16 protein-coding genes and 2 pseudogenes are annotated in these 20595 nt (G+C 58.0%); 2 read left to right on the top strand and 16 right to left on the bottom strand.

Annotation, left to right across the window (positions count from 1 at the left end):
- Positions 1–132: 132 nt before the first annotated feature.
- Positions 133–1122, top strand: a pseudogene (gene ilvA, locus OK411_RS16030) (threonine ammonia-lyase, biosynthetic); the annotation flags it as partial.
- Between the two features lie 36 nt (positions 1123–1158).
- Here ilvA and eco read toward each other — a convergent pair.
- Entirely contained in the window at positions 1159–1644 is a 486-nt protein-coding gene (eco, locus tag OK411_RS16025; RefSeq protein ID WP_016774886.1) for a serine protease inhibitor ecotin, read from the bottom strand.
- Between the two features lie 369 nt (positions 1645–2013).
- Here eco and OK411_RS16020 point away from each other — a divergent pair, with 369 nt between their 5' ends.
- A complete protein-coding gene (locus OK411_RS16020) occupies positions 2014–2283 on the top strand; it encodes a DUF1652 domain-containing protein (RefSeq protein WP_042606881.1) in 270 nt (89 codons plus the stop codon).
- On the opposite strand, the gene OK411_RS16015 is transcribed toward OK411_RS16020, so the two are convergent.
- The 15 genes and pseudogenes from OK411_RS16015 to OK411_RS15945 form a co-directional block, all read right to left on the bottom strand.
- A complete protein-coding gene (locus tag OK411_RS16015) occupies positions 2280–2678 on the bottom strand; it encodes a hypothetical protein (protein WP_264365349.1) in 399 nt (132 codons plus the stop codon). The two genes, OK411_RS16020 and OK411_RS16015, sit on opposite strands and share 4 nt — an antisense overlap.
- Positions 2679–2768: 90 nt before the next feature.
- Positions 2769–3002: pseudogene (locus OK411_RS16010) on the bottom strand (DUF2790 domain-containing protein).
- A gap of 295 nt (positions 3003–3297) precedes the next feature.
- Positions 3298–4284, bottom strand: a complete 987-nt coding sequence (locus OK411_RS16005; protein ID WP_264365348.1) for a tetratricopeptide repeat protein — start codon at positions 4282–4284, stop codon at positions 3298–3300.
- Position 4285: 1 nt separating this feature from the next.
- A complete protein-coding gene (locus tag OK411_RS16000) occupies positions 4286–7576 on the bottom strand; it encodes a hypothetical protein (protein ID WP_264365347.1) in 3291 nt (1096 codons plus the stop codon).
- 33 nt (positions 7577–7609) lie between these two features.
- Positions 7610–8476: a DUF4123 domain-containing protein gene (locus tag OK411_RS15995; RefSeq protein ID WP_122611354.1), complete on the bottom strand. Its 867-nt coding sequence runs from the start codon at positions 8474–8476 to the stop codon at positions 7610–7612.
- A complete protein-coding gene (locus tag OK411_RS15990) occupies positions 8467–10515 on the bottom strand; it encodes a type VI secretion system tip protein VgrG (RefSeq protein ID WP_264365346.1) in 2049 nt (682 codons plus the stop codon). The genes OK411_RS15995 and OK411_RS15990 overlap by 10 nt, the downstream gene beginning before the upstream one ends.
- 275 nt (positions 10516–10790) lie before the next feature.
- The gene (locus OK411_RS15985) at positions 10791–11411 is read right to left on the bottom strand and encodes a hypothetical protein (protein WP_016774877.1); all 621 of its coding nucleotides are present in this window, start codon (positions 11409–11411) and stop codon (positions 10791–10793) included.
- 44 nt (positions 11412–11455) lie between these two features.
- Complete coding sequence (locus tag OK411_RS15980; RefSeq protein ID WP_264365345.1) at positions 11456–12394, bottom strand: carbohydrate kinase family protein; 939 nt, start codon at positions 12392–12394, stop codon at positions 11456–11458.
- Positions 12395–12407: 13 nt separating this feature from the next.
- Complete coding sequence (gene xylB / locus OK411_RS15975; protein WP_264365344.1) at positions 12408–13904, bottom strand: xylulokinase; 1497 nt, start codon at positions 13902–13904, stop codon at positions 12408–12410.
- Between the two features lie 206 nt (positions 13905–14110).
- Complete coding sequence (locus tag OK411_RS15970; protein WP_264365343.1) at positions 14111–15583, bottom strand: mannitol dehydrogenase family protein; 1473 nt, start codon at positions 15581–15583, stop codon at positions 14111–14113.
- Between the two features lie 15 nt (positions 15584–15598).
- Complete coding sequence (locus OK411_RS15965; protein ID WP_264365342.1) at positions 15599–16702, bottom strand: ABC transporter ATP-binding protein; 1104 nt, start codon at positions 16700–16702, stop codon at positions 15599–15601.
- Between the two features lie 166 nt (positions 16703–16868).
- Positions 16869–17699 (bottom strand): carbohydrate ABC transporter permease, encoded by an 831-nt coding sequence (locus OK411_RS15960; protein WP_016774872.1) that lies wholly within the window; start codon positions 17697–17699, stop codon positions 16869–16871.
- Between the two features lie 8 nt (positions 17700–17707).
- Entirely contained in the window at positions 17708–18634 is a 927-nt protein-coding gene (locus OK411_RS15955) for a carbohydrate ABC transporter permease (RefSeq protein ID WP_041480415.1), read from the bottom strand.
- A gap of 156 nt (positions 18635–18790) precedes the next feature.
- Positions 18791–20101, bottom strand: a complete 1311-nt coding sequence (locus OK411_RS15950) for an ABC transporter substrate-binding protein (RefSeq protein ID WP_264365341.1) — start codon at positions 20099–20101, stop codon at positions 18791–18793.
- 342 nt (positions 20102–20443) lie between these two features.
- The coding region (locus tag OK411_RS15945; protein ID WP_264365351.1) for a helix-turn-helix domain-containing protein at positions 20444–20595 on the bottom strand (152 nt) is incomplete at its 5' end.

Below are 20595 nucleotides of genomic sequence, written 5' to 3'. Positions count from 1 at the left end.
CGCTGCCAGCCAAGCATTATTACCGCCATTCCTCATTTGGCGGGCTAGCTCACGACTGCAGCACCCAACCCGCCCTAGAGGCGGGTTTTTACTTTCTGTCTCCGGGGTTCTGAAAAATGTCAGGAGACGACCATGCCGCACAGCCCCGACCAGCAATCCCTGCTTGAGCATTACGTGAAAAAGATCCTGGCCGCGCCGGTGTACGACATTGCGGTGCGTACCCCGTTGCAGCCTGCGCCGGCGTTGTCGGAAACATTGGGCAATCGGGTCCTGCTCAAGCGCGAAGATCTGCAACCGACGTTCTCTTTCAAGATCCGTGGTGCTTACAACAAACTCGTGCACCTGAGCGATGAGCAGCGAGCGCGGGGAGTGATCACTGCGTCGGCGGGTAATCACGCGCAGGGTGTAGCACTGGCGGCACGGGAATTGGGTATTGCCGCGACGATCGTCATGCCGTCTACCACTCCTGAGCTCAAGGTGCTCGGCGTGCGCAGTCGCGGTGCCGACGCATTGCTGCACGGTGATAGTTTCCCCTTTGCGTTGGCCCATGCGCTGCACTTGGCCGAACAGACCGGATGCACGTTTGTTTCACCGTTCGATGATCCTGACGTGATCGCCGGACAAGGCACCGTGGCAATGGAAATCCTGCGCCAGCATCAAGGCGCGCTGGACGCGATCTTCATCCCGGTAGGGGGCGGAGGTTTGATCGCCGGTATCGCGGCCTACGTCAAATACCTGCGTCCGGGCGTGCGGATCATCGGCGTCGAATCCGAACATTCGGCCTGTCTACAAGCCGCTTTGCGCGCGGACGAGCGGGTGGTTCTACCGAGCCTCGGTACCTTTGCCGACGGCGTAGCGGTTGCGCAGATCGGCGCGTATGGCTTTGAGGTTTGCCGTTTTTGTGTAGATGAGGTAATCACGGTCAGCAATGACGAGCTCTGCGCCGCGATCAAGAATATCTACGACGATACCCGTTCGATCACTGAACCTTCAGGTGCGCTGGCCGTGGCGGGGATCAAGCAGTACGTGGCGCGCAGCGGCGTTCGCGATCAGACATTCGTCGCCATCGACTCCGGGGCCAACATCAACTTCGACAGTCTGCGCCATGTCGCCGAACGCGCCGCTGCTTGCGGCGTGCCGGCGTAATAAGCGCTCCGGTTATTCCTGCAGGGCGGTGCCGACTTTGTCCGACGCCGACCAGATGCGATAGCGCACTTCGACGTCCGACGGCGCGTACACCACAACCGGCAATTTGCTGTTGTATCGCAACATGAAGCCGTCACCGACGACCGGAACGAAAGCACGTTTTTTCTGACTGCCGGGCGGGCAGGCCATCATCGTGCTCATTGGGCCGATGACCTTTTCCAGGCGATAGAACGGATAGCCCCAGCCTTGCAGGTTCTTTTCATCGAGCACACCGCCCAGACGTTGACGGTTGCAATCCACCTCCAGAGTTTTGCCAGCGAGAATTTCAACCTGGAAATTCTCTTCCTGCTCTTGTTTCGGCAGATGGATGACCTGACGGGTAAACCCCGCTTCGGCTTTGGGATACGGCGCCACGTCTTCGAGCTTGGCGGCGTGGGCGAGGGTGGAAAGGTTGGCGATTAACAGCCCAGTGATCGCGCAAATGCGTAAGGAATTCATGGAAGCCTCCGTGCGGGTTGAATTGCAATGGGAGACATTCTTGCCGTCATGGTCTTCGAAAGCAAATTCAGCCGGAGATTGCAGATTGCAGTGGACGGGCGGTCGGTTCATGCATTTTGCAAATAGCAGGATACTGGCCATGTTTCCAAGTGCTTGATTTTGAAGGGCGCCAAACGAACCGATCAAAGGCACGTTTTATGCGTTCTTCCGGTGAGGCGCACCGGATTTGGGCGCCTACACTCCAATGGGCATTTCGCAGTACCACCATTTACCGCACCAAGGAAACAGCGGGGGCACACCCGTGAAGGCGCAGCAAAGGGTCAGCGTGAATACTTGATTGGCAATCGCACAGAAAGGAGAGGGTTCGCCATGTTTTTATCTGCCTTGGAATTACGCAATATCATTGAAAGCAGCTTCTTGCCGAAACGCTGCCAGTGCACGCTGTCACCCGACTTGTCGATGTCCGTCAAAGTATTTGGCGACCATCGGACCGACCAAGCCGATCTCTACGTCAGTGGAATCGACGCCAGCCGCCTGAACAGCTGCCGTGAAATCAACAACCTGGTCGCTGGCCTGCGCTCCGACCTCGCACAGCAAACCGCGACCCATCAAACCAGCGCTCGTTCTCGAGCCGTTTAACCCACCGTTTCACCTAGTTCGACCGTCACGCGCCGGGCCTGCACAAAACCAAGGCCCAGCGCGAACTCGACCAGCACCGCGAGCAAGATCCCGGGGCCAGCATGGCCATTGAGCCATTCGCCAAAACCCAACGCCGCCAAACCGAAACAGCCGACGATAAAACCATTGCTCAGTGCACTGCGTGCCACTGACGGCGGAGCATTGCGCAGCAAACAAAACATCACCGCCAACGCCGCAAACAGCACCGCGCTGCGCCTTGCGACTACGCCAGTGCCTTCCGAATAGCCAATACTCCAGATCGCCAGCAACACCTCCTGAAAAAATCCCCAGACCAGCGCCAGCAAAAAACACAGGATTGAAGTGAAGCTCGACAACGTGCGGAACGACAACTGCATGGCCAATCCTTGCGGCAGTAGGGAAGGCCCCGAGCATAACCGCCGAAGCCACCCCACGCCTATGGCCAAGCGGAAAATCAGAAGCGTCTGTCAGTTCTGTTGACTGCATGCGTCTGATAATTTCCTGTAACTGATTTGTGCGGGCTTGCCGGTGTTGTCGATGTATTTCATGTCGGCGGTGATGACTTTGCACTCGATGGTCGGCGGTTCGGTTAGCGAAAGTACCTTCGCTAGGTGTAGCGGTATGCTTTACTCATACGACACGGCTTTGGAAGTGGCGCAGTTGTCATTTGCATGGGCCTGTGCGGCGATTGCGCAGACTATGAGCGTGAGTACAATGGGGCGATGTTCATGACGTAACTCCAGCGTGACGGGTGGGTACCTGATATGAAACCGGGCGAACCTGCCGCGCTGGCGCTGGCGAGCGTGCAGTGCTGTAGAGTTTTTGATCGGGGGTTAAAAGCGGGTTAACCCTTCGATAATGCAATCGAGCAGTTAATCCGCGTGAAAAAACTCTTTCGTAGAGCGGGTCTGGTTCACATAGTTCATCGCCGCCAAACAATTGCTGTCCGAGGACGTCAGGCTGTTAGTCTTCTTTGTTGGAAAGTGCTTACTGTTGTTAGAACTCTATTTTCTCAGGATAAAAAGAAAGGGGAGGATGTGTAGCTTTCCATTCGGCTGCGAGTTTGTTCGCTTCTTGAATCTGTGAAGGCGACATTTTTTCTGAAATTCGTGGCAATATCTCTGCGACGTCTGTCTGGGCGGTTCCTCCACCATTTAGTTCTTTTAAAAGCGAAATTAGCGCGTAGCCTTTTATCCTGTCTTCCGCGAAACCAAGTGCGCTAGGGGCAACTGCTAAAAAATAACCATAATTATAGATTCCTGCTTCATATCCAGTTGAAGCTGCTTTTTCCAGCCAATGGCGCGCTTGATCCGATTCACCTTTTTCCCGGTAAATTCCAAAAAGCTGCATCATCGCCTTAGGATTTCCTGCTTTAGCAGAACGCAGGAACCAGCCCTCGACCGAGTCTTGGCGCTTCCATGGCAATATGGAGCCTTCCCCTTGACGTTCGCTGATAGCCATGCGGTATTGGGCGACTGAATTACCTGCAAGCGCTGACTTTTCTAACCAGTCTCGCTCAGCTGTTAGTTCGTACATTATATATAAGGCTTCGGCATCGCCTCGATCCGATCTTTCTTTCGCGGTCTCTCTCGCTTTAGCTAACCACTCTTCCGGTGTCTTCTTTCCTGGTGGACAACTTTTCATTTTCACGCACAGGTCATTGACGCTTCGACCGATACGAATCATTGAATACAGGTATCCTTGTTCGGCAGAAGCCTCATACCACTTATAGGCTTCGTTGGTGATGTACTGCTTTTCTTGACGGATTTCCTCTGCCAAAAAAAACTGGGCTTCAGAGTCTCCAGCATCAGCGGCTATTTTTAAATCGGGTGCAGCAGTTTTGTATTGCTTATATAGGATGATGCCGCGCTCTTTTGCAGCTTGTTGGTCCGAGCTGAGGGACGCGTACAAATAGGTGGGTAAAAGGAAAAGGGCAGCTAGTGTGAGCGCTTTTAGCATGATTGCAGATACTTGATTGTTCATGTTATTTCTTCGGGCCGTTGAATGTAGCTCGTCCGCCAGGAACGTATGTTTTACCATAATGATTAGAGCGCTGACAGAAGCCGTCCAGTCTTGCTCCAAGTTCGGCGACATGGTCTTTGTATCTGCTCCTCATCTGATCGTTCCTTTGGTCAACAAAACGGAGTACGGTTTCTGACATAAAATTATCCATCGCCATACGCTGCTCGCAATATACTTGGCCCCTATCAGGTTCTCGAGTGCCAAATCTGTTCATGCTTATGCATGCTTCTTCAAATTGTGCTTGAGCTAACTCAAGTGTATTTGTTTTTTTCGCGTTATTTAGAATCCAACCGAGTACCCTTTCAATGGCCTGCTGCTGAATCAGGTGTGCCTGAGACTTGTCATACGTGTACTTTTTTTCTCGAGAAGCGTTCTCTGACGCCACGTCTGTTACGCTTGAGTCCTGAGCCGACGAGATCAATGTCATGAACATAGGTCCGAGGGCATTGGGCGTTGCATTCAAGAACCACTGCTCCAGCTCTGCCTGATTTCGATAAGTCATAATCGTATGAGCGATGGAGGTCCCTTTTCCACCGCCCGTTAATGCCTCATACAATGACATCACCATATCGACGCCTTGCATGTAAGTCATTGCTACTTCCATGCCAGCAGTGCCAAGAAAGTTCAGTTTGTCGATGTAGTCAGCGGCTTCGTCCGTCACAAAAATTAGCGATTTATCCTGATTTTTATGCATTTCCCGTCGCAGCAAGTTAATCAAGTCAGTAACACCGTCATAGCCTACTTCAAATTGAAATTCGCCGCCGACGCCAGCGCCGACGATGACGGAAGCCTTGAACCGCATGATGAAGCGGCCTTCATGCAAGGAGATCCCAATATCTGCCGTAGTACCCAGCCCATACGCGGCAGTAAAGCCTGCTGTGAGTCTGGCCAGGCTCGCCCATTGGCTAGCTTTCGCGTTGTTGACGGTGTTCGCCATGCCGGGCGAAGGGGCGGTGCGCAACACAGCGATATCTTTCGGCGGAGCCCAGTTCAAGGCGCCTGTCAGTAGAATCCCAGCCTGAACTCCTGCAAAGAGATTGAATTGGGCTTTAGCCCCATCTTCAACCCGTACTTTCGCGGCGTCGCCCGCCAGAACAGGTTCGCTTCTAGTTGTAGTTGCTACGGCATTGGTGGTCTCCGGACGTTTTGCATCGGTGATTTCCGGAAGATTGAGGCCGCCTTGTACGTTTGCACGTCCCAACTGCACGCTGGAGGAGAGGAGGAGGGTAGCGCCTGTGTAGCCCCACGCTCTAGCGCCCAAATGGATCGAAAACCTGCCGAGATTCAGGTTTTTGCGGTTTTTCTCGTAGTCCAGGTACGGGATCAGGATGTCTTTTGCTTGATCTTTACCCGGCAGATCCATCTTCATCAACTCAACTTCACCGCGTGCCAAGTCAATCCCAAGGCTGGCTTCGGCTTTGGCAGAGGCCTTGAAGTTATCGGTGACGCTGAAGCTCGGACCAGTGACCTTGGTTCCAGTGTGGATGGAGGACTGTGGTGGCGTGAGGCAACGAACCAATTGTGCTTGAGGACTGTTATCGAACAGGCGCAACGAACTTCGAACTTCTTCTTTGAACAGCAGCTGCCGAAGGCGCAGCCCCCAGTCTTTGCGGGCGCCTGCGTCCTCAATAGTATCCACTGTCAGTTTTTTCGACTTGAGATAGGAATGGAAGAGTTCTACATCGAACCAGCCTTTTTCATCGAACCAGTTGCTTTCCTGATCCTTGATGGCCATCGCGCCTTCGAGGCGTAGCCATTCATGGAAAGGGTTATCGTCTGTGTCAGTTTGCGCTTTCCCGTTGCTGTTGCCGGGAAGTTTCTGCAGGTCTTTGCTTGCAGTAGCACCGAGCGCGCTTACGTCTTTTTTCAAGGCTTTTTCAATGCCTTCCAGATTAAGCAGACTCAAATGCTTGACCGGACTGTTGGGGCTATTGAAAAGCGCCACTTCGCGCAACGGAAAGCCAGCCTTGACCAGGCGCTCTTCCGGTTTCGGCTGAAATTGCTCTGGCTCCCACAACAGATGGCGCAGTGGTAGGGCTGCGGCTACAGCGGCTTCTGCATCATCGCGAAGCTTCATGCGCTCTTGTTGAATGCGCTGCCACTCGGTTTTTTCAGCCTGCACGATGCCCGCTGGTGCCGCTACGTTTTGGCCGCTGGCGTCAATCCAGGCTTTGTATTTGGTGCGGATTTGTTCAGCCAGTTTGACCTGCCGCTGTTCCATCTCGAGATATGATTTGAATTTCTCGATACCTGCGCTGATTTCGCCTGTGTCAGGAATGAGGGCAAACTCAGGAAGTGCCAAGCCATAGTCGGCGACTTTCAAAATCGAATCGATATAGGCAGCAAAGTCTTTTTCGATTTTTTTGCGTTCGTTGGCCACATCGTTCAAATAACCGCACATCCGGGCCTTGCCATCGATCACACAGTTTGTGGCGTCCAGATACGCCTTCTTGTTCTTCTTGAAATCTTCTTCTTTGAGAGTAGTCAGCTTGCCGCTGGCTGTGAGTGCCGCACGGGCTTTCAGATAGGTCTGAACACGAGTTCTAGCCTCAAGAGCACCGGGCGAAAACAGGTTGCCACTTTCATAGATATAGCCAGCTATCTTGGCTTGCTCTATTGCTACAGCCTTCAGCTTCTTCCACTCGTTGTAGAGTCGTTGCAGCTTTTGCCCCTCGGAGTTGGCCTCAAGCAGGCTAGCCTGTTGCTGACCGGCCAGAGCCCGGTTCCGTGCGTACTCACTCTGATCCGGCAACTTCTCCAGCGCCGCTGAATTTCGGGCGTCACGGCTCACGGATTTCAAGCGCATGGCCATGGTTGGCTGCGCAATATCCGGCTCCTGAGCTTCGATTTCCAGCATTCGGCTTTTCTGTTCACCTTGCAGGAAGTTTGACAACTTGGGTTCGAGGAAGTACTCGAGCAACCCCGCGGTGTTCATCCCCTTTAAACGTTCCTCAGGAGACTTGCTTGCGCTGATATGTTGCTCAAGTTCATTCATCGCTTCTTTGATCGAGCTTGCAGCGCGTTCAGGCAGCAGATAGAACATTCTTTCCTTGGTTGCGTAGATCACCTCGCCATAACTTGTCGAGCAAGCCGTTTCCACTTTGTCGAACGCGTTGGGGCAACTGGCAGGCATTACAGGCTGAGGATCAAGCTCCAAAGCAGGTTTCGTTTCAACCGGTGTCGACGGGGCTGAGGCAGTTGCCGCAGAGCTGTCGCGATCTACCTTTGTTGCTTCTGAGATTTCAGTATCCATTTCGCTTCCATTCATTCTTAACGGACGGGTTCATCAAGCAACGCTGGTGGTGAGTTGCTGCAGCTGCTGTACTTTGATGAACGACTCTTCCCTGGATTGCAGGATGGCCATTGCCTGTGGCTGTGTTTCAAGCAGTGGGCCATTTGTGATTGACCCCAGCTTCAGCAAGTGACGGCCTTCGTAAATATTGTGGGCAACCAGCACATTGAGGTTTGCCACAAGGTTGGGCAGATGCTCATCGCTCGGCTCGCCGTAATCTGCGTGATGTTCATCTGCCCAATAAATCCAACCCAAATGCTCTTGAACGTTCGCCGCGGATGGCGGCAGGCTGAACACTGAAGTATCGCCCAGCCATTCGACTTCCGAGACGGCGCGCCAACTGAGCCATGGACCTTTATTGCGCCCAAAATGAACCGGCGCTGGGCTGTATACGTGCTGCCAAGGGCCGAACAGCTGATGGGAGTTGTCGCCAGCGGTATAGGCCAGCGCGGCCCACAGGCTTGGCTTGTGGTAGCTCAGCAGGCTTTGTCCGCCAGAGCCATCATTAGCGCGCAAGAGCCAGCGCGCATGGGCGAGCGCTTTGTCAGAATCAGCTGTGGTAATGGCAATGCCAGAAAAATTTTCCTCGCACAGCTTTGCTGCCTCAGCCGCAAGGCGACTGCCCCACGGCGCGGTGATCCAGAGCGGACCGTCAGCGGCGATCTCAGCGAAGGCGGTTTTGAGGAACAGGCTCTGTGCATCTACCACCGGTTCGCCAACACGATAAAGGCGGCTCATCGCGTCAGGCTGTCGAACCGGGTCAATAATGAAACACACTGTTGATTCAGAGCTTTCTCTCGGTAAATCAACGAACCCATGGCGTGGAGCTTCGAGGAGTGCGCTGAGCGCTTTCACATGCATGTGCAATCCTTACGGCTGCAGGCGCCGTTACTCTGTTTTCCGCACAGCGGGGTGATACCTGACTCATTAAGACGGGCAGGGAGCGGTGCTTTCCCCGCCTTATCCGCATCCACAACCTTCATCGGCCCCGGCAACAACGGCGCCGCCGGCGTGCCCACCCCGGGCGAGCCGCCGGTATTGACCTTCACCTCAGCGCCGCTGATGGTCACGCCACCCGCATCGACCTTGACGAAGCTGCCGCCAGCCTTGGCGGTCAGTTCCATGGCGCCTTCGACCACGACTCTCTGGCCGGCGTAATAATGGATTTCGTTGCCGGCCTCAACAAACTGCCCAGTCCCCACCTTCACATGCTGCGTCACACCCACCGTCAGGTGATCATCCGCGCGCATCTCGCTGATGCGGTCCAGATGGGTGATCCGATGTTCTTCGACCTTGAACTCGCTCAGCACATTGGCTTCAACAGTGTCATGCCGTTCGTTGCCGACGCGGATTTTCTGGTCGTGTTCGATGTTTTCGTCCCAGTCGCGCTGGGCGTGGATGTAGATCTGTTCAGCGCCTTTCTTGTCTTCGATGCGGAATTCGTTGTAGCCCTTGCCGCCCGGGGAGCTGAGGGTTTTGAAGGTGCTGCGGGTCTTGTTGGCGGGCAGGTCGTAGGGGACGACGTTTTCCTTGTGGTACAGGCAGCCGGTGACGAGGGGCTGGTCGGGGTCGCCTTCGAGGAAGGTGACGAGGACTTCCATGCCGATGCGCGGGATGGCGATGCCGCCGTACGCTGCGCCGGCCCAGCCGCTGGCGACGCGCATCCAGCAGGTGGTTTTGTCGTCGGACTGGCCGTCGCGGTCCCAGTGGAATTGCACTTTGATGCGGCCGTATTGATCGCAGTGGATTTCTTCACCGGGCGGGCCGGTGACGACGGCGGTCTGGCTGCCGAGGACTTTCGGTTTCGGGTGTTCGAGGGCAGGGCGGTAGTGCGCGTCCCACGGGGTGGCGAGGAAGCTGTTGCGGTAGCCCTGGTGGAAATCGCTTTTGTTGTCGGTGACGTCGCTGGTGACGTTTTCGCCGAGCACTTGCGGCTGTTTGCCTTCGTGGAAGACTTCCAGCAGCAGCCACAGGTCGTTCCACTCGGCGCGCGGGTGTTCGGCGAGCGTGAGGAAATGGCCGCTGGTGAGGGTCGGTTCATCACCTTTGCCTTCGGCGAGTTTGTAGTCGCTGCGATGGCGTTCGAGGGCGCGGGTTGAGAGGAACTTGCCGCGCTCGCGGGTGGTGAAACGGCCGGGGTAATCGTAGTCTTCCAGGTCCGGGGCGAATTCGGATTTGACCGCGCCTTCGGGCAGCAGCTTGGGTTTTTCGAAATCGTAGTCGCGACGGCTGACGCGGGTGGTACGGGTTTCCAGGCGCAGGTTGAAGCGCTTGATCACCGGTTTTTCGGCGGCCATGCCGGAGTCCTGCTGGTAGCTGACCGGCTTCAGTTTGCGGAACACCGTCTGATCGTCGCCGAACACCAGTTTGTGGCCGCTGCTGCTGTGCTGGAAGTGGAAGTGAATGCCTTCCTCTTCGCACAGACGCTGGATGAAATGCAGGTCGGACTCGTCGTATTGCACGCAATACTCACGCTCCGGGTACTCGGCGCCGAGCTGGAAGCTGTAGGCGTCGGAGAGAATGCCGCGGTCTTCCAGCACCTGGGCGATGATTTTCGGCACCGTCAGTTGCTGGAAGATCTGCTGATCATGGTTGTGCTGCAGATAGGCCAGTTGTGGCATCAGGCTGATGCTGTAGCGGGTCAGGGTCTTGCCGGAGTCGCCCTGCTCGATGCGATAGACCTGACCGTGAATCTTGCCTTCGCCGGTAGCGCCGAACGTCAGGCAGGCGCGCTTGTGCAGCAGCTCTTCGAGCTTCAGGTCGGGGCGGGCGCTGACCAGTTCGAGGTCGAAACGGAACGGTTCGTTGAGGGCTTCGCGACCGGTGAAGCTGAGGACTTGCAGGTCGGCGTTGGCGTCTTCGATCGTGAGGGTGATGTGGGTTGCATTGGCGTCCAGCATGCCTTGAATTCCGTCCGTTGAATAAGCAGGTGATGGATGTTGCAGGATTAGACGGCCTCATTCAAGGCGCAAATGGCGTAGGTGTGAGGCCTTGATGCCATAGGGAAAACCCTTAGGAGGGCGGTTTGGGTCAGTGAAATCGGGCCTTTCATAGACTTTGATGGTGTTTGAGAGATTGCCATCGCGGGCAAGCCCGCTCCCACAGGTTTCTCGGGTGTAGACAAAATCGGCGTTCACTAAGGTCCTGTGGGAGCGAGCCTGCTCGCGAAGGGCTTCTACAACCAATGCCAGAACCGGCTCCAGAACCCGCGATTGAGGTCTTCCTTGCAGCCGGCATATTGCTGCGCATACAGATCCGAACGGTTCTGCACTTTGCGCGCGGTCGGCGGTAACCAGGCTTTGCTCGCGTAGGTCTTGTTGCGAAAGCCGCCCCAACCTTCGTGGTAGTTCAGGTACTGGTTATAGGCGTCGTATTTGTACACCCCGTTGATCGAGGTGGTCTTGTCCATGTACCAGCCGACGAAGTCGATGGCGTCGTCGAAGTCTTCGCGATCGGCCCAGTTGCGGCCGGTGCTTTTCTGGTAGTCGGCCCAGACTTCATCCTTGGCTTGCGCATAGCCGGAAGCGGTGGAGACGCGGCCCCAAGGAATTACCCAGAGCAGGTATTTGCGCGGCGTCTTGGCGTCGTAGCGGTAGCCGGATTCCTGATACATGATCGCGAAAGGCACCTGGATCGGCACGCCCCAGCGTTTCTGCGTGACTTGCGCAGCGTCGTACCAGTCGCTTTTCTCGCGGAAGATTGCGCAGATGTCTTCCGGCGAGCGGGGCGGCGAGGTGCCGCAACCGCTCAGCAGGGTGGCCAGGGTCAGAAGGGCGAGGATGTGCCTGTGATTCAAGAGCTGTTTTCCGTCGTGCGCAAAAAGGCCGACAGTCTACGCGCTCAGCTCAACTGATGACGATAGGGCAGATCCGGACCGGTTTTGCTGCAGGTCAGTGCGGCGGCTTGTACGGCGAACCTGAGCATGCCGTCGATTTGCTCTCGACTGAGCTGCTGGACGCCTTCGACCGAGTCCAGCGAATGTTCGGTCAGCCAGGTGATCAGCGCCGCCTGGAAGGTGTCGCCGGCGCCTACCGTATCGGCGATCTGAATCTGATTGGCCGGCACCGACCACGAGCCATGGGCGCGACTGAACACCGTTGCGCCGTCGCCACCGCGCGTCAGGAAGACGATCTGGCAGCGATCTTCGAGCCAGCCTTCAATCACGTTTTGCGGATCCTGCTCGGGATAGAGCAGGCTCAGATCCTCGTCGCTGACTTTGATTAGATCGGCCAGACGCACCAGCGTGCCGATGCGCTCGCGCCATAGCTCGATGTTCGGCTCGGGATTGAGGCGCACGTTGGGATCGAGGCTGATCAGGCGTTTGCCGCTTTCACGCTGAACCAGCTTAAGCAAGGTGTCGCCAATCGGCTGCACCACCAGCGAAAACGAGCCGATGTGCAGGCCGCGCACCTCGTCGCCAAGTGTTGGCAGATGCGCCTCGCTCAATTGCCGATCGGCGCAGCCTTCGCCACGGAAGCTGTAGTGCGGTGAGCCATTGGCGCCTACCGCGACCATCGCCAGGGTGGTCGGCGCGGCGAAATCCACCAGATAGTCCGGGCGCACACCTTCGTGATGCAGAACTTGCTGCAAACGCCGGCCGAGGTAGTCGGTGGACAGGCCGCCGAAGAGCGCCGAGTCCACGCCCAAGCGGCGCAGACCGACGGCGACGTTGAACGGCGAACCGCCGGCAATCGCCTTGAAATTGACTTTCGAGGCCAGACCGCTGGCATCGTTTTCGCTGAAGAAATCAAACAGGGCTTCGCCACACACCAGGTACATAGTTGTTTGCTCGTTATAGGGTTGCGACATGCTGTTGATAGCGTTCGTAGGCCTGCTGGAACGCCGCGACATTGGCGGCGATCGGCAGGGTTTCGCTGCCCGCGTCGAGTTTCACGCAGCGCTCGCACAGCTCGGCCAGGGAGACATCATCGCCGTTAGAGCGCGACGCGCACCACGCCGCTTGGATCGCCGCACCCAGCGCCGCGGCTTCGCTTTGCTCGGTGCAGATCACCGGAGCGTTCATGATATCGGCGACGATCTGCCGCCACACCGCGCTCTTCGAGCCGCCGCCGATCAGGCAAATGCGCAGGCTTTGTAAACCATTCTGGCGGAGTAAATCCAGCCCGTAGCGCAAACCGAAGGTGGTGCCTTCGACAGCGGCGCGGCACAGATTGGCCTGGGTCAGGTTGTCCATGGTCAGGCCATGCAGGCTGCCGGTGGCGTGGGGCAGGGCGGGGACGCGCTCACCGTTGAGAAACGGCAACATGCTCACGCCTTCGGCACCGATCGGCGATTGCGCGACCAGTTGGTTGAAGGTCGGCAGATCGAGCTTGAACAGTTCGCGAATTGCACCGGTGGCGTTGGTCAAATTCATGGTGCAGATCAACGGCAGCCAGCCGCCGCTGGAGGAACAGAACGTGGCAACCGAGGCATCGGCGCTGACGCTCGGGGCGTCGGAGAAGGCGTAGACCGTGCCGGACGAACCGAGGCTCATGGTGATCGCGCCGGGCTGGATATTGCCGGTACCGATCGCGCCCATCATGTTGTCGCCGCCGCCGCTCGAGACCACGGCGTTGGGGTTGACGCCGAGTTGCTCGGCGATTGCCGGCAGGAGAGTGCCGACGGCGGCGTGCGCGTCGATCAGCTCCGGCAGCGCGGTTTGCAAACGGCCGCTGGCGTCGATGTCGCACAGGATCTGCACATCCCACTGCCGCGTGCGCACGTTGAAATAACCGGTGCCGGAGGCGTCGCCGTATTCGCTGCAGGCGCGGCCGGTGAGCCAGTAGTTGAGGTAGTCGTGAGGCAACAGAATCCGCGCGATGCGTGCGAACACGTCGGGATGCTGCTCTTTGGTCCACAGCAGTTTCGACACCGTGTAGCCCGGCGCAATGACCACGCCGAGGCGTTCCAGCGAGCCTTCCTCGCCGCCCAGTTGCGCGAGCAAGCGCTCGTTTTCCGGCGTGGTTTCGGTGTCGCACCAGAGCTTGGCCGGGCGCAGCACTGCGCCTTGCTCATCGAGCAGGACCAGGCCGTGTTGCTGGCCGGAGACGCCGACACCGAGGATCGCCTGGCCGTCGACATTGGCCGCTTGCAAGGCCTGGCGGGTGGCGCTGACGAAAGCGTCGAGCCATTGCTGAACGTCTTGTTCGCGGCGGCCGTTGGCGCCGCTGATCATAGTGTGCGGCGCTGCGCCCAGACCGAGCACCTGGCCGCTGCCAGCATCGAGGATGATCGCTTTGGTGCCTTGGGTGCCGCAGTCGATACCCAGGAAGAGCTTTGTTGTTGTCATGTATGGGCCTGTCAGATTGCGCTGAAGATCAAGAGCTACCCCCTCACCCCAGCCCTCTCCCCCATGGGGGCGAGGGGGAAAGGGAGCAGATTTTCATGCCTTTCACACTCTGTATTCGACTCGGAATTTCAGGTCGATGAATAACGGAAGAACCACGCGGTCGGTTCCCTCTCCCTCCGGGAGAGGGCTAGGGTGAGGGGGGCTTTTCAGCCGAGCACCCGTTCCAGAGTCCGCGAAACCCCAACCTCGCGCAAACTCTGGCAGCACCACTCGAATGCCGCAACAAACTCCGCCGACTTCGGTATCGCCGTGCCGAAAATCTCTTCAACACCCAGCAACCGCTCCGTGGTCAGCCCTTCGTCCGCTACCAGACCTTGGCAGAAAGCCGCTCGCGGGTCGGGAATCGAATACGTATCGCCATTCTCATCCACGCCCTTCAAATACAGCGCCCACGCCGCGACTACCAGTGCCGCGCGTTTGGTCTCGCGGCCATCGGCGATCAGCCGATTGATCGTCGGCACGGTGAACTTGGGAAACTTCGATGAGCCATCCGAACACACGCGCTCCAGTTGATCGGCAATCGCCTGATTGGAGAAGCGCGCCACCAGCGTGTCCTTGTATTCGCTCAGATCAATGCCCGGCACCGGCGCCAGCTGCGGCGTGACATCCAGATCCATATAAGCGCGCATATAGCGCACGAACAGCGGATCGTTCATGGTCTCGTGGACGAAGCGATAACCTTTGAGAAAACCCAGATACGTCAGCGCCAGGTGACTGCCGTTGAGCAGTTTGATTTTCATCTCTTCGTACGGCGACACATCGTCGGTGAACTGCACGCCGACCTTTTCCCATGCCGGGCGGCCGTTGACGAATTTGTCTTCCAGCACCCACTGCACAAACGGTTCGCAGACCACCGGCCAGGCATCGTCGACGCCGTGTTTGTCGGCCAGTTGCAGGCGATGCGCGGTGCTGGTCATCGGCGTGATGCGATCGACCATGGCGTTGGGGAAGCTGACGTTCTGGTCGATCCAATCGCGCAATTGCGGATCACGCAGCGCGGCGAAGGCCAGCAGTGCCTTGCGCGCGACCGCGCCGTTGTGCGGCAGGTTATCGCAGGACATCACAGTGAATGCCGGAACGCCCGCCGCCCGGCGTTTGGCCAATGCGGCGCAAAGGAAGCCGAACACGGTGCCCGGCGTTTCGGGATGGGCGAGGTCGTGTTGAATCTGCGGCAGGTGCGCCATGAATTCGCCGCTGCTGTCGTCGATGCAGTAACCGCCCTCGGTGATGGTCAGCGAGACGATACGGATCTGCGGTTCGGCGAGTTTGTCGATCAGCGTTTGCGCGCCATCTTCGGCCAGCAGCATGTCGCGAATCGCGCCGATGACGCGCACTTCGGTGTCGTCGCTGTCGCCTAGTTCGAACAGGGTGAACAGGTAATCCTGCTCGCGCAGATCATCGCGGGCACGGCGATCCTCCGGGCGCAGGCCGACGCCACAGATTGCCCAGTCCAGTGCTTCGCCAGTGTCCATCAAGGCATCGGTGTAATACGCCTGATGCGCGCGGTGGAAACCGCCGACGCCGATGTGCGCGATGCCCTGGCATGTGTCGCTCAGGTTGTAGCCCGGCAGTTGCACTTGGGCGGCGAGGCGGTTGAGGTTCTGTTGGTTGAGTTTCATCGGATAGTCTCGAAATCAGGCGGCAGCGCGCAGTGGGCGGGTCAGCGCCACACCTTCAGCGTCGAACAGGTGGCAGTGAGTCGGGTCCAGACGCAGGCTCAATTGCTCACCATAACGGCTGGCCAGGTCGCCGCGCACGCGCATGGTCAGGGCTTCACCGGCGCTGGTGGTGACGTGGCAGAAGGTGTCGCTGCCAAGGCGTTCGCTGACATCGGCAATCACCTGCAACGTGCAGTCGCCGGGTTGCGCCAGCTCTAGATGTTCAGGGCGAATACCCAACGTGACTGCGCTGCCGACACTGAGGTTGGCGGCGTTGAACGGCAGGGTGATGCGCGTGCCGGCGTCCAGCGAAACTTCGCAGCTGGCGCCGTCGATGCGGGCAATCTTGCCTTTGAGGAAACCCATTTTCGGCGTGCCGAGGAAGCCTGCGACAAACAGGTTGGCCGGGTTGTGATAGAGGTCCAGCGGTGAGCCGACCTGTTCGATTCTGCCGCCATTGAGCACCACGACTTTGTCGGCCATGGTCATCGCTTCGACCTGATCGTGGGTCACATAAATCATCGTCGCTTGCAGGTCTTTATGCAGGCGCAGCAGTTCCAGCCGCATCTGCACGCGCAACGCCGCGTCGAGGTTGGACAGCGGCTCATCGAAGAGGAAAATCTTCGGGTTGCGCACGATGGCGCGGCCGATCGCCACGCGCTGACGCTGACCGCCGGACAGCTGTTTGGGTTTGCGCTCGAGCATCGGCCCGAGTTCAAGAATACGTGCCGCTTCGCCAACCTTGCGCTCGACCTCGGCTTTCGGCACGCCGGCCAGATCGAGGGCGAACGACATGTTCTTTTTCACTGTCATGTGCGGGTACAGCGCGTAGGTCTGGAACACCATCGCCAGATCGCGCTTGGCCGGGCTGACTTCGGTGATATCGCGGCCATCGAGTTCGATGGTGCCACCGCTGACCTCTTCCAGCCCGGCGATCAGGCGCAGCAGGGTGGATTTGCCGCAGCCCGACGGGCCGACGAAGACCACGAATTCCTTGTCGTTCACTTCAAGGTCGATGCCCTTGATGATGGAAAAGCCTTCGAAGCCTTTTTGCAGATTCTTGATTTTCAGGTTGGCCATGAGATGGGCCTCCGCAATTTATTATTCGATTGAACCAGCCGCACATTCTGACTGTGGGAGCGAGCCTGCTCGCGATGGGGCCGTGTCAGCCGCCTTCAACGTTGAATGACGCACCGCATTCGCGAGCAGGCTCGCTCCCACAGGAGTCGTGTTGGTTCAGGGATATTCATTTCACGGCACCAAACGAGAGGCCGCGCACCAGTTGCTTCTGGCTGATCCAGCCAAAGATCAGAATCGGCGCACAGGCCAGGGTCGAGACCGCCGACAACTTGGCCCAGAACAATCCTTCGGGGCTTGAATACGAGGCGATCAACGCGGTCAGTGGTGCGGCATTCGATGAGGTCAGGTTCAGCGACCAGAACGCCTCGTTCCAGCACAGGATCAGCGACAGCAGCACGGTCGAGGCGAGGCCGCCCTTGGCGATCGGCAGCAGCACGCGAACCATTTCCTGCCACAGCGTCGCACCGTCGAGGCGGGCGGCTTCGAGGATGTCTTTGGGGATGTCCTTGAAGTAGGTGTAAACCATCCAGACCACGATCGGCAGGTTGATCAGCGTGTAGATCACGATCAGCGCAATGCGCGTGTCGAGCAGGCCGAAACTCTTGGCCAGCAGGTAGATCGGCATCAGCACGCCCACCGGCGGCAGCATCTTGGTCGAGAGCATCCACAGCAGCGTGCCTTTGGTGCGCTGGGTTTCATAGAACGCCATCGAGTAGGCCGCCGGCACCGCGATCAAGAGACACAGGGCCGTGGCGCTGAAGGAGATCACCACCGAGTTCCAGGCGAAGCTGAAATAGTCGCTGCGCTCATTGATGTGCAGGTAGTTCTCCAGCGTTGGCGTGAAGATGAACTGCGGCGGCGTGGCGAAGGCGTCGATTTCGCTCTTGAAACTGGTCATCACCATCCAGAAGATCGGGAAGAAAATCACGATCGCGATGGCCCAGGCCAGGGTGCCGAGCAGCAGGCTTTGCAGGCGACGGGATTGTTGGAGCGTCATGGCAGGCCTCACGCTTTGTCAGTCAGGTTTTTGCCGATCATTCGCACCAGAATGATCGCGGCGATGTTGGCGATGACTACGGCAATCAAGCCGCCCGCCGAGGCCATGCCGACATCGAACTGCACCAGCGCCTGGTTGTAGATCAGGTAGGCGAGGTTGGTCGAGGCGTAGCCGGGGCCACCGTTGGTGGTGGTGAAGATTTCGGCGAACACCGAGAGCAGGAAGATCGTTTCGATCATCACCACCACGGCAATCGGCCGCGCCAGATGCGGCAGGGTCAGGTGCCAGAAAATCGCGATCGGGCCGGCACCGTCCAGGCGCGCAGCTTCTTTCTGTTCCTGATCCAGCGACTGCATGGCGGTCATCAGAATCAGGATCGCGAAGGGCAGCCATTGCCACGAAACAATGATGATGATCGACAGCAGCGGGTAGTGCGCCAGCCAGTCCACCGGTTGCGCGCCGAACAGCTTCCAGATGTAGGCGAGGATCCCCGAGACCGGGTGGAAAATCAGGTTCTTCCAGATCAACGCGCCGACGGTGGGCATGATGAAGAACGGCGAGATCAGCATCACCCGCACCAGACCGCGACCAAGAAATTCGCTGGCCTCCAGCAACGCGCTGATCAATACGCCGAATACCACACTGATCAGCAGCACGCTGCCGACCAGCAGCAACGTATTGGTCGCGCCGGGCATGAAACCCGAATCGGTGAGGAAATAGGTGAAGTTCTCCAACCCCACAAACTCGTTTTCACCGGGGTAGAGCAGGTTGTAGCGGATCATCGAAAAGTACAGGGTCATGCCCAGCGGCACGATCATCCACAGCAGCAACAGCGCCACCGAGGGGCTGACCAGAAACCAGCCGGGATTGCGCACGCGCAGCTTGCGCTGCGGTGGCGACAGGTCGATGTGGGCTTTGGCAGTTGAAGTATTCATGGCATTCACAACCGAGTCATACAGACCTATGGAGATCCCCATGCGGGAGCGAGCCTGCTCGCGAAAGCGCTGGGTCCGTGTCATGTGTGTTGGCTGACACGACGCCTTCGCGAGCAGGCTCGCTCCCACAAGAGGCAGGAGCAAGTCGTTCAGCGCTTACTTGGGATAACCCGCGCGCTTCATCTCCCGTTCCGTAGTCTGCTGCGCCGCCGCCAGCGCCTGATCCACCGTGGTCTGGCCGATCAGTGCTGCCGAGAACAGCTTGCCGACCTGGGTGCCCACTGCCTGGAATTCAGGAATGGTCACCAATTGAATGCCGATGTACGGCACCGGTTTCAGCGTCGGCTTGCTCGGGTCAGCGGCCTTCAGCGACTCCAGCGTCACCTTGGCAAACGGCGCAGCGCTCATGTACGCATCGCTGTAGGTCGAAGCGCGGGTGCCCGGCGGCACGTTGGCGATGCCATCGGTCTTGGCAACCAGTTCGCCGTACTCTTTGGACGTGGCCCAGGCGCTGAAGGTTTTTGCTGCGTCCTTGGCCTTGGAGCTGGTCGGAATCGCCAGCGCCCACGAATACAGCCACGCCGAGCCTTTATCCGTGACCTGATGCGGAGCGAAGGTGAAACCGACGCTGTCGGCGACCTTGCTCTGGGTCTTGTCGGTGACGAACGAACCGGCGACGCTGGCGTCGACCCAGATCGCGCATTTGCCGCTGTTGAACAGGGCCAGGTTTTCATTGAACCCGTTGCTCGACGCGCCCGGCGGGCCGGATTTCTTCATGGTGTTGACGTAGAAATTCAGCGCATTTTTCCATTCCGGGCCGCTGAATTCCGGTTTCCACTGCTCATCGAACCAGCGTGCGCCATAAGCATTGGCGACCGTGGTGACCAGCGCCATGTTCTCGCCCCAGCCGGCCTTGCCGCGCAGGCAGATGCCGTATTGCTCTTTGTCTTTCTGGGTGAGTTTTTCCGCAAACCCGGCGATCTCTTCCCAGGTCGGCCGCTCCGGCATGGTCAGCCCGGCTTCCTTGAACAGGTCGGTGCGGTAATAGGTGATCGAACTTTCTGCGTAAAACGGCAGCGCATACAGCGAACCCTTCACCGACAGGCCTTCGCGCACCGACGGAAAGACATCGTCGAGGGCGTAACTGGCCGGCAGGTCCTTCATCGGCTCCAGCCAACCCTTGCCGCCCCAGAGTGCGGCTTCGTACATGCCGATGGTCAATACGTCGAACTGGCCACCCTGTGTGGCGATGTCGGTGGTCAGGCGCTGACGCAGGACGTTTTCTTCCAGCACCACCCAATTGAGCTTGATGTCCGGATGCTCGCTCTCGAAGGTTTTCGAGAGTTTCTGCATGCGGATCATGTCGCTGTTGTTGACGGTGGCGATGGTCAGGGTCTGGGCGCCAAGGCTGACGCTGCTGAGGGTCATGCAGGTGAGAGCGAGCAGAGCTTTTGCAGTGGGTTGCATCGTGCACTCCTTTTCTGACACCCAACGGGGCAGAAGGACAGTTATTGTTTTTGTGTCTTCCGAATGCAGGAAGAATCTGCGCTGATTACAGCCTTCCACGGCGGGGCTGACAAATCATCCCTAACACTTATGTCGATACTTTTTTGCACTGGGGTTTGGGCGGGGGAACGCAGGGAAGGGGTTTTGCGCGAGGGACCGTTAGCGAATGCGTACAGATTTCGCCAGCCGGGGCACGGTTTTTTGTGGGAGCGAGCCTGCTCGCGAAGATGGTGTGTCAGCCACAGGATTTTTCACTGACAGACCGCTTTCGCGAGCAGGCTCGCTCCCACAGGTGGCGTGTCGTCAGAGATGATTCTGTTCAGTCAGCCGCTGCACTGCCAGCCGTCGATAGTGCGACGGCGTCATGCCCTTGAGTTGCTGAAAGCGTCGATTGAAGTTGGAAATATTGTTGAAGCCCGACTCGAAGCACACCTCGGTCACCGGTTTGTCGCCGT

The sequence above is a fragment of the Pseudomonas sp. RG1 genome (genome assembly GCF_025910115.1).
In the GTDB taxonomy this organism is placed as follows: domain Bacteria; phylum Pseudomonadota; class Gammaproteobacteria; order Pseudomonadales; family Pseudomonadaceae; genus Aquipseudomonas; species Aquipseudomonas atacamensis.
The sequence above is the reverse complement of the archived record's forward strand: the minus strand, read 5'-3'. Positions and strand labels throughout refer to the sequence as shown.

What these genes read in the sequence shown, in the direction of transcription:
- OK411_RS15995 (WP_122611354.1), bottom strand. Translation starts at nt 8,476, where the DNA reads ATGCATGTGAAAGCGCTCAGCGCACTCCTCGAAGCTCCACGCCATGGG.
- eco (WP_016774886.1), bottom strand. Translation starts at nt 1,644, where the DNA reads ATGAATTCCTTACGCATTTGCGCGATCACTGGGCTGTTAATCGCCAAC.
- OK411_RS15950 (WP_264365341.1), bottom strand. Translation starts at nt 20,101, where the DNA reads ATGCAACCCACTGCAAAAGCTCTGCTCGCTCTCACCTGCATGACCCTC.
- OK411_RS16015 (WP_264365349.1), bottom strand. Translation starts at nt 2,678, where the DNA reads ATGCAGTTGTCGTTCCGCACGTTGTCGAGCTTCACTTCAATCCTGTGT.
- OK411_RS16020 (WP_042606881.1), top strand. Translation starts at nt 2,014, where the DNA reads ATGTTTTTATCTGCCTTGGAATTACGCAATATCATTGAAAGCAGCTTC.
- OK411_RS16000 (WP_264365347.1), bottom strand. Translation starts at nt 7,576, where the DNA reads ATGGATACTGAAATCTCAGAAGCAACAAAGGTAGATCGCGACAGCTCT.
- xylB (WP_264365344.1), bottom strand. Translation starts at nt 13,904, where the DNA reads ATGACAACAACAAAGCTCTTCCTGGGTATCGACTGCGGCACCCAAGGC.
- OK411_RS15980 (WP_264365345.1), bottom strand. Translation starts at nt 12,394, where the DNA reads ATGTACCTGGTGTGTGGCGAAGCCCTGTTTGATTTCTTCAGCGAAAAC.
- OK411_RS15970 (WP_264365343.1), bottom strand. Translation starts at nt 15,583, where the DNA reads ATGAAACTCAACCAACAGAACCTCAACCGCCTCGCCGCCCAAGTGCAA.
- OK411_RS16005 (WP_264365348.1), bottom strand. Translation starts at nt 4,284, where the DNA reads ATGAACAATCAAGTATCTGCAATCATGCTAAAAGCGCTCACACTAGCT.
- OK411_RS15955 (WP_041480415.1), bottom strand. Translation starts at nt 18,634, where the DNA reads ATGAATACTTCAACTGCCAAAGCCCACATCGACCTGTCGCCACCGCAG.
- OK411_RS15965 (WP_264365342.1), bottom strand. Translation starts at nt 16,702, where the DNA reads ATGGCCAACCTGAAAATCAAGAATCTGCAAAAAGGCTTCGAAGGCTTT.
- OK411_RS15990 (WP_264365346.1), bottom strand. Translation starts at nt 10,515, where the DNA reads ATGCTGGACGCCAATGCAACCCACATCACCCTCACGATCGAAGACGCC.
- OK411_RS15960 (WP_016774872.1), bottom strand. Translation starts at nt 17,699, where the DNA reads ATGACGCTCCAACAATCCCGTCGCCTGCAAAGCCTGCTGCTCGGCACC.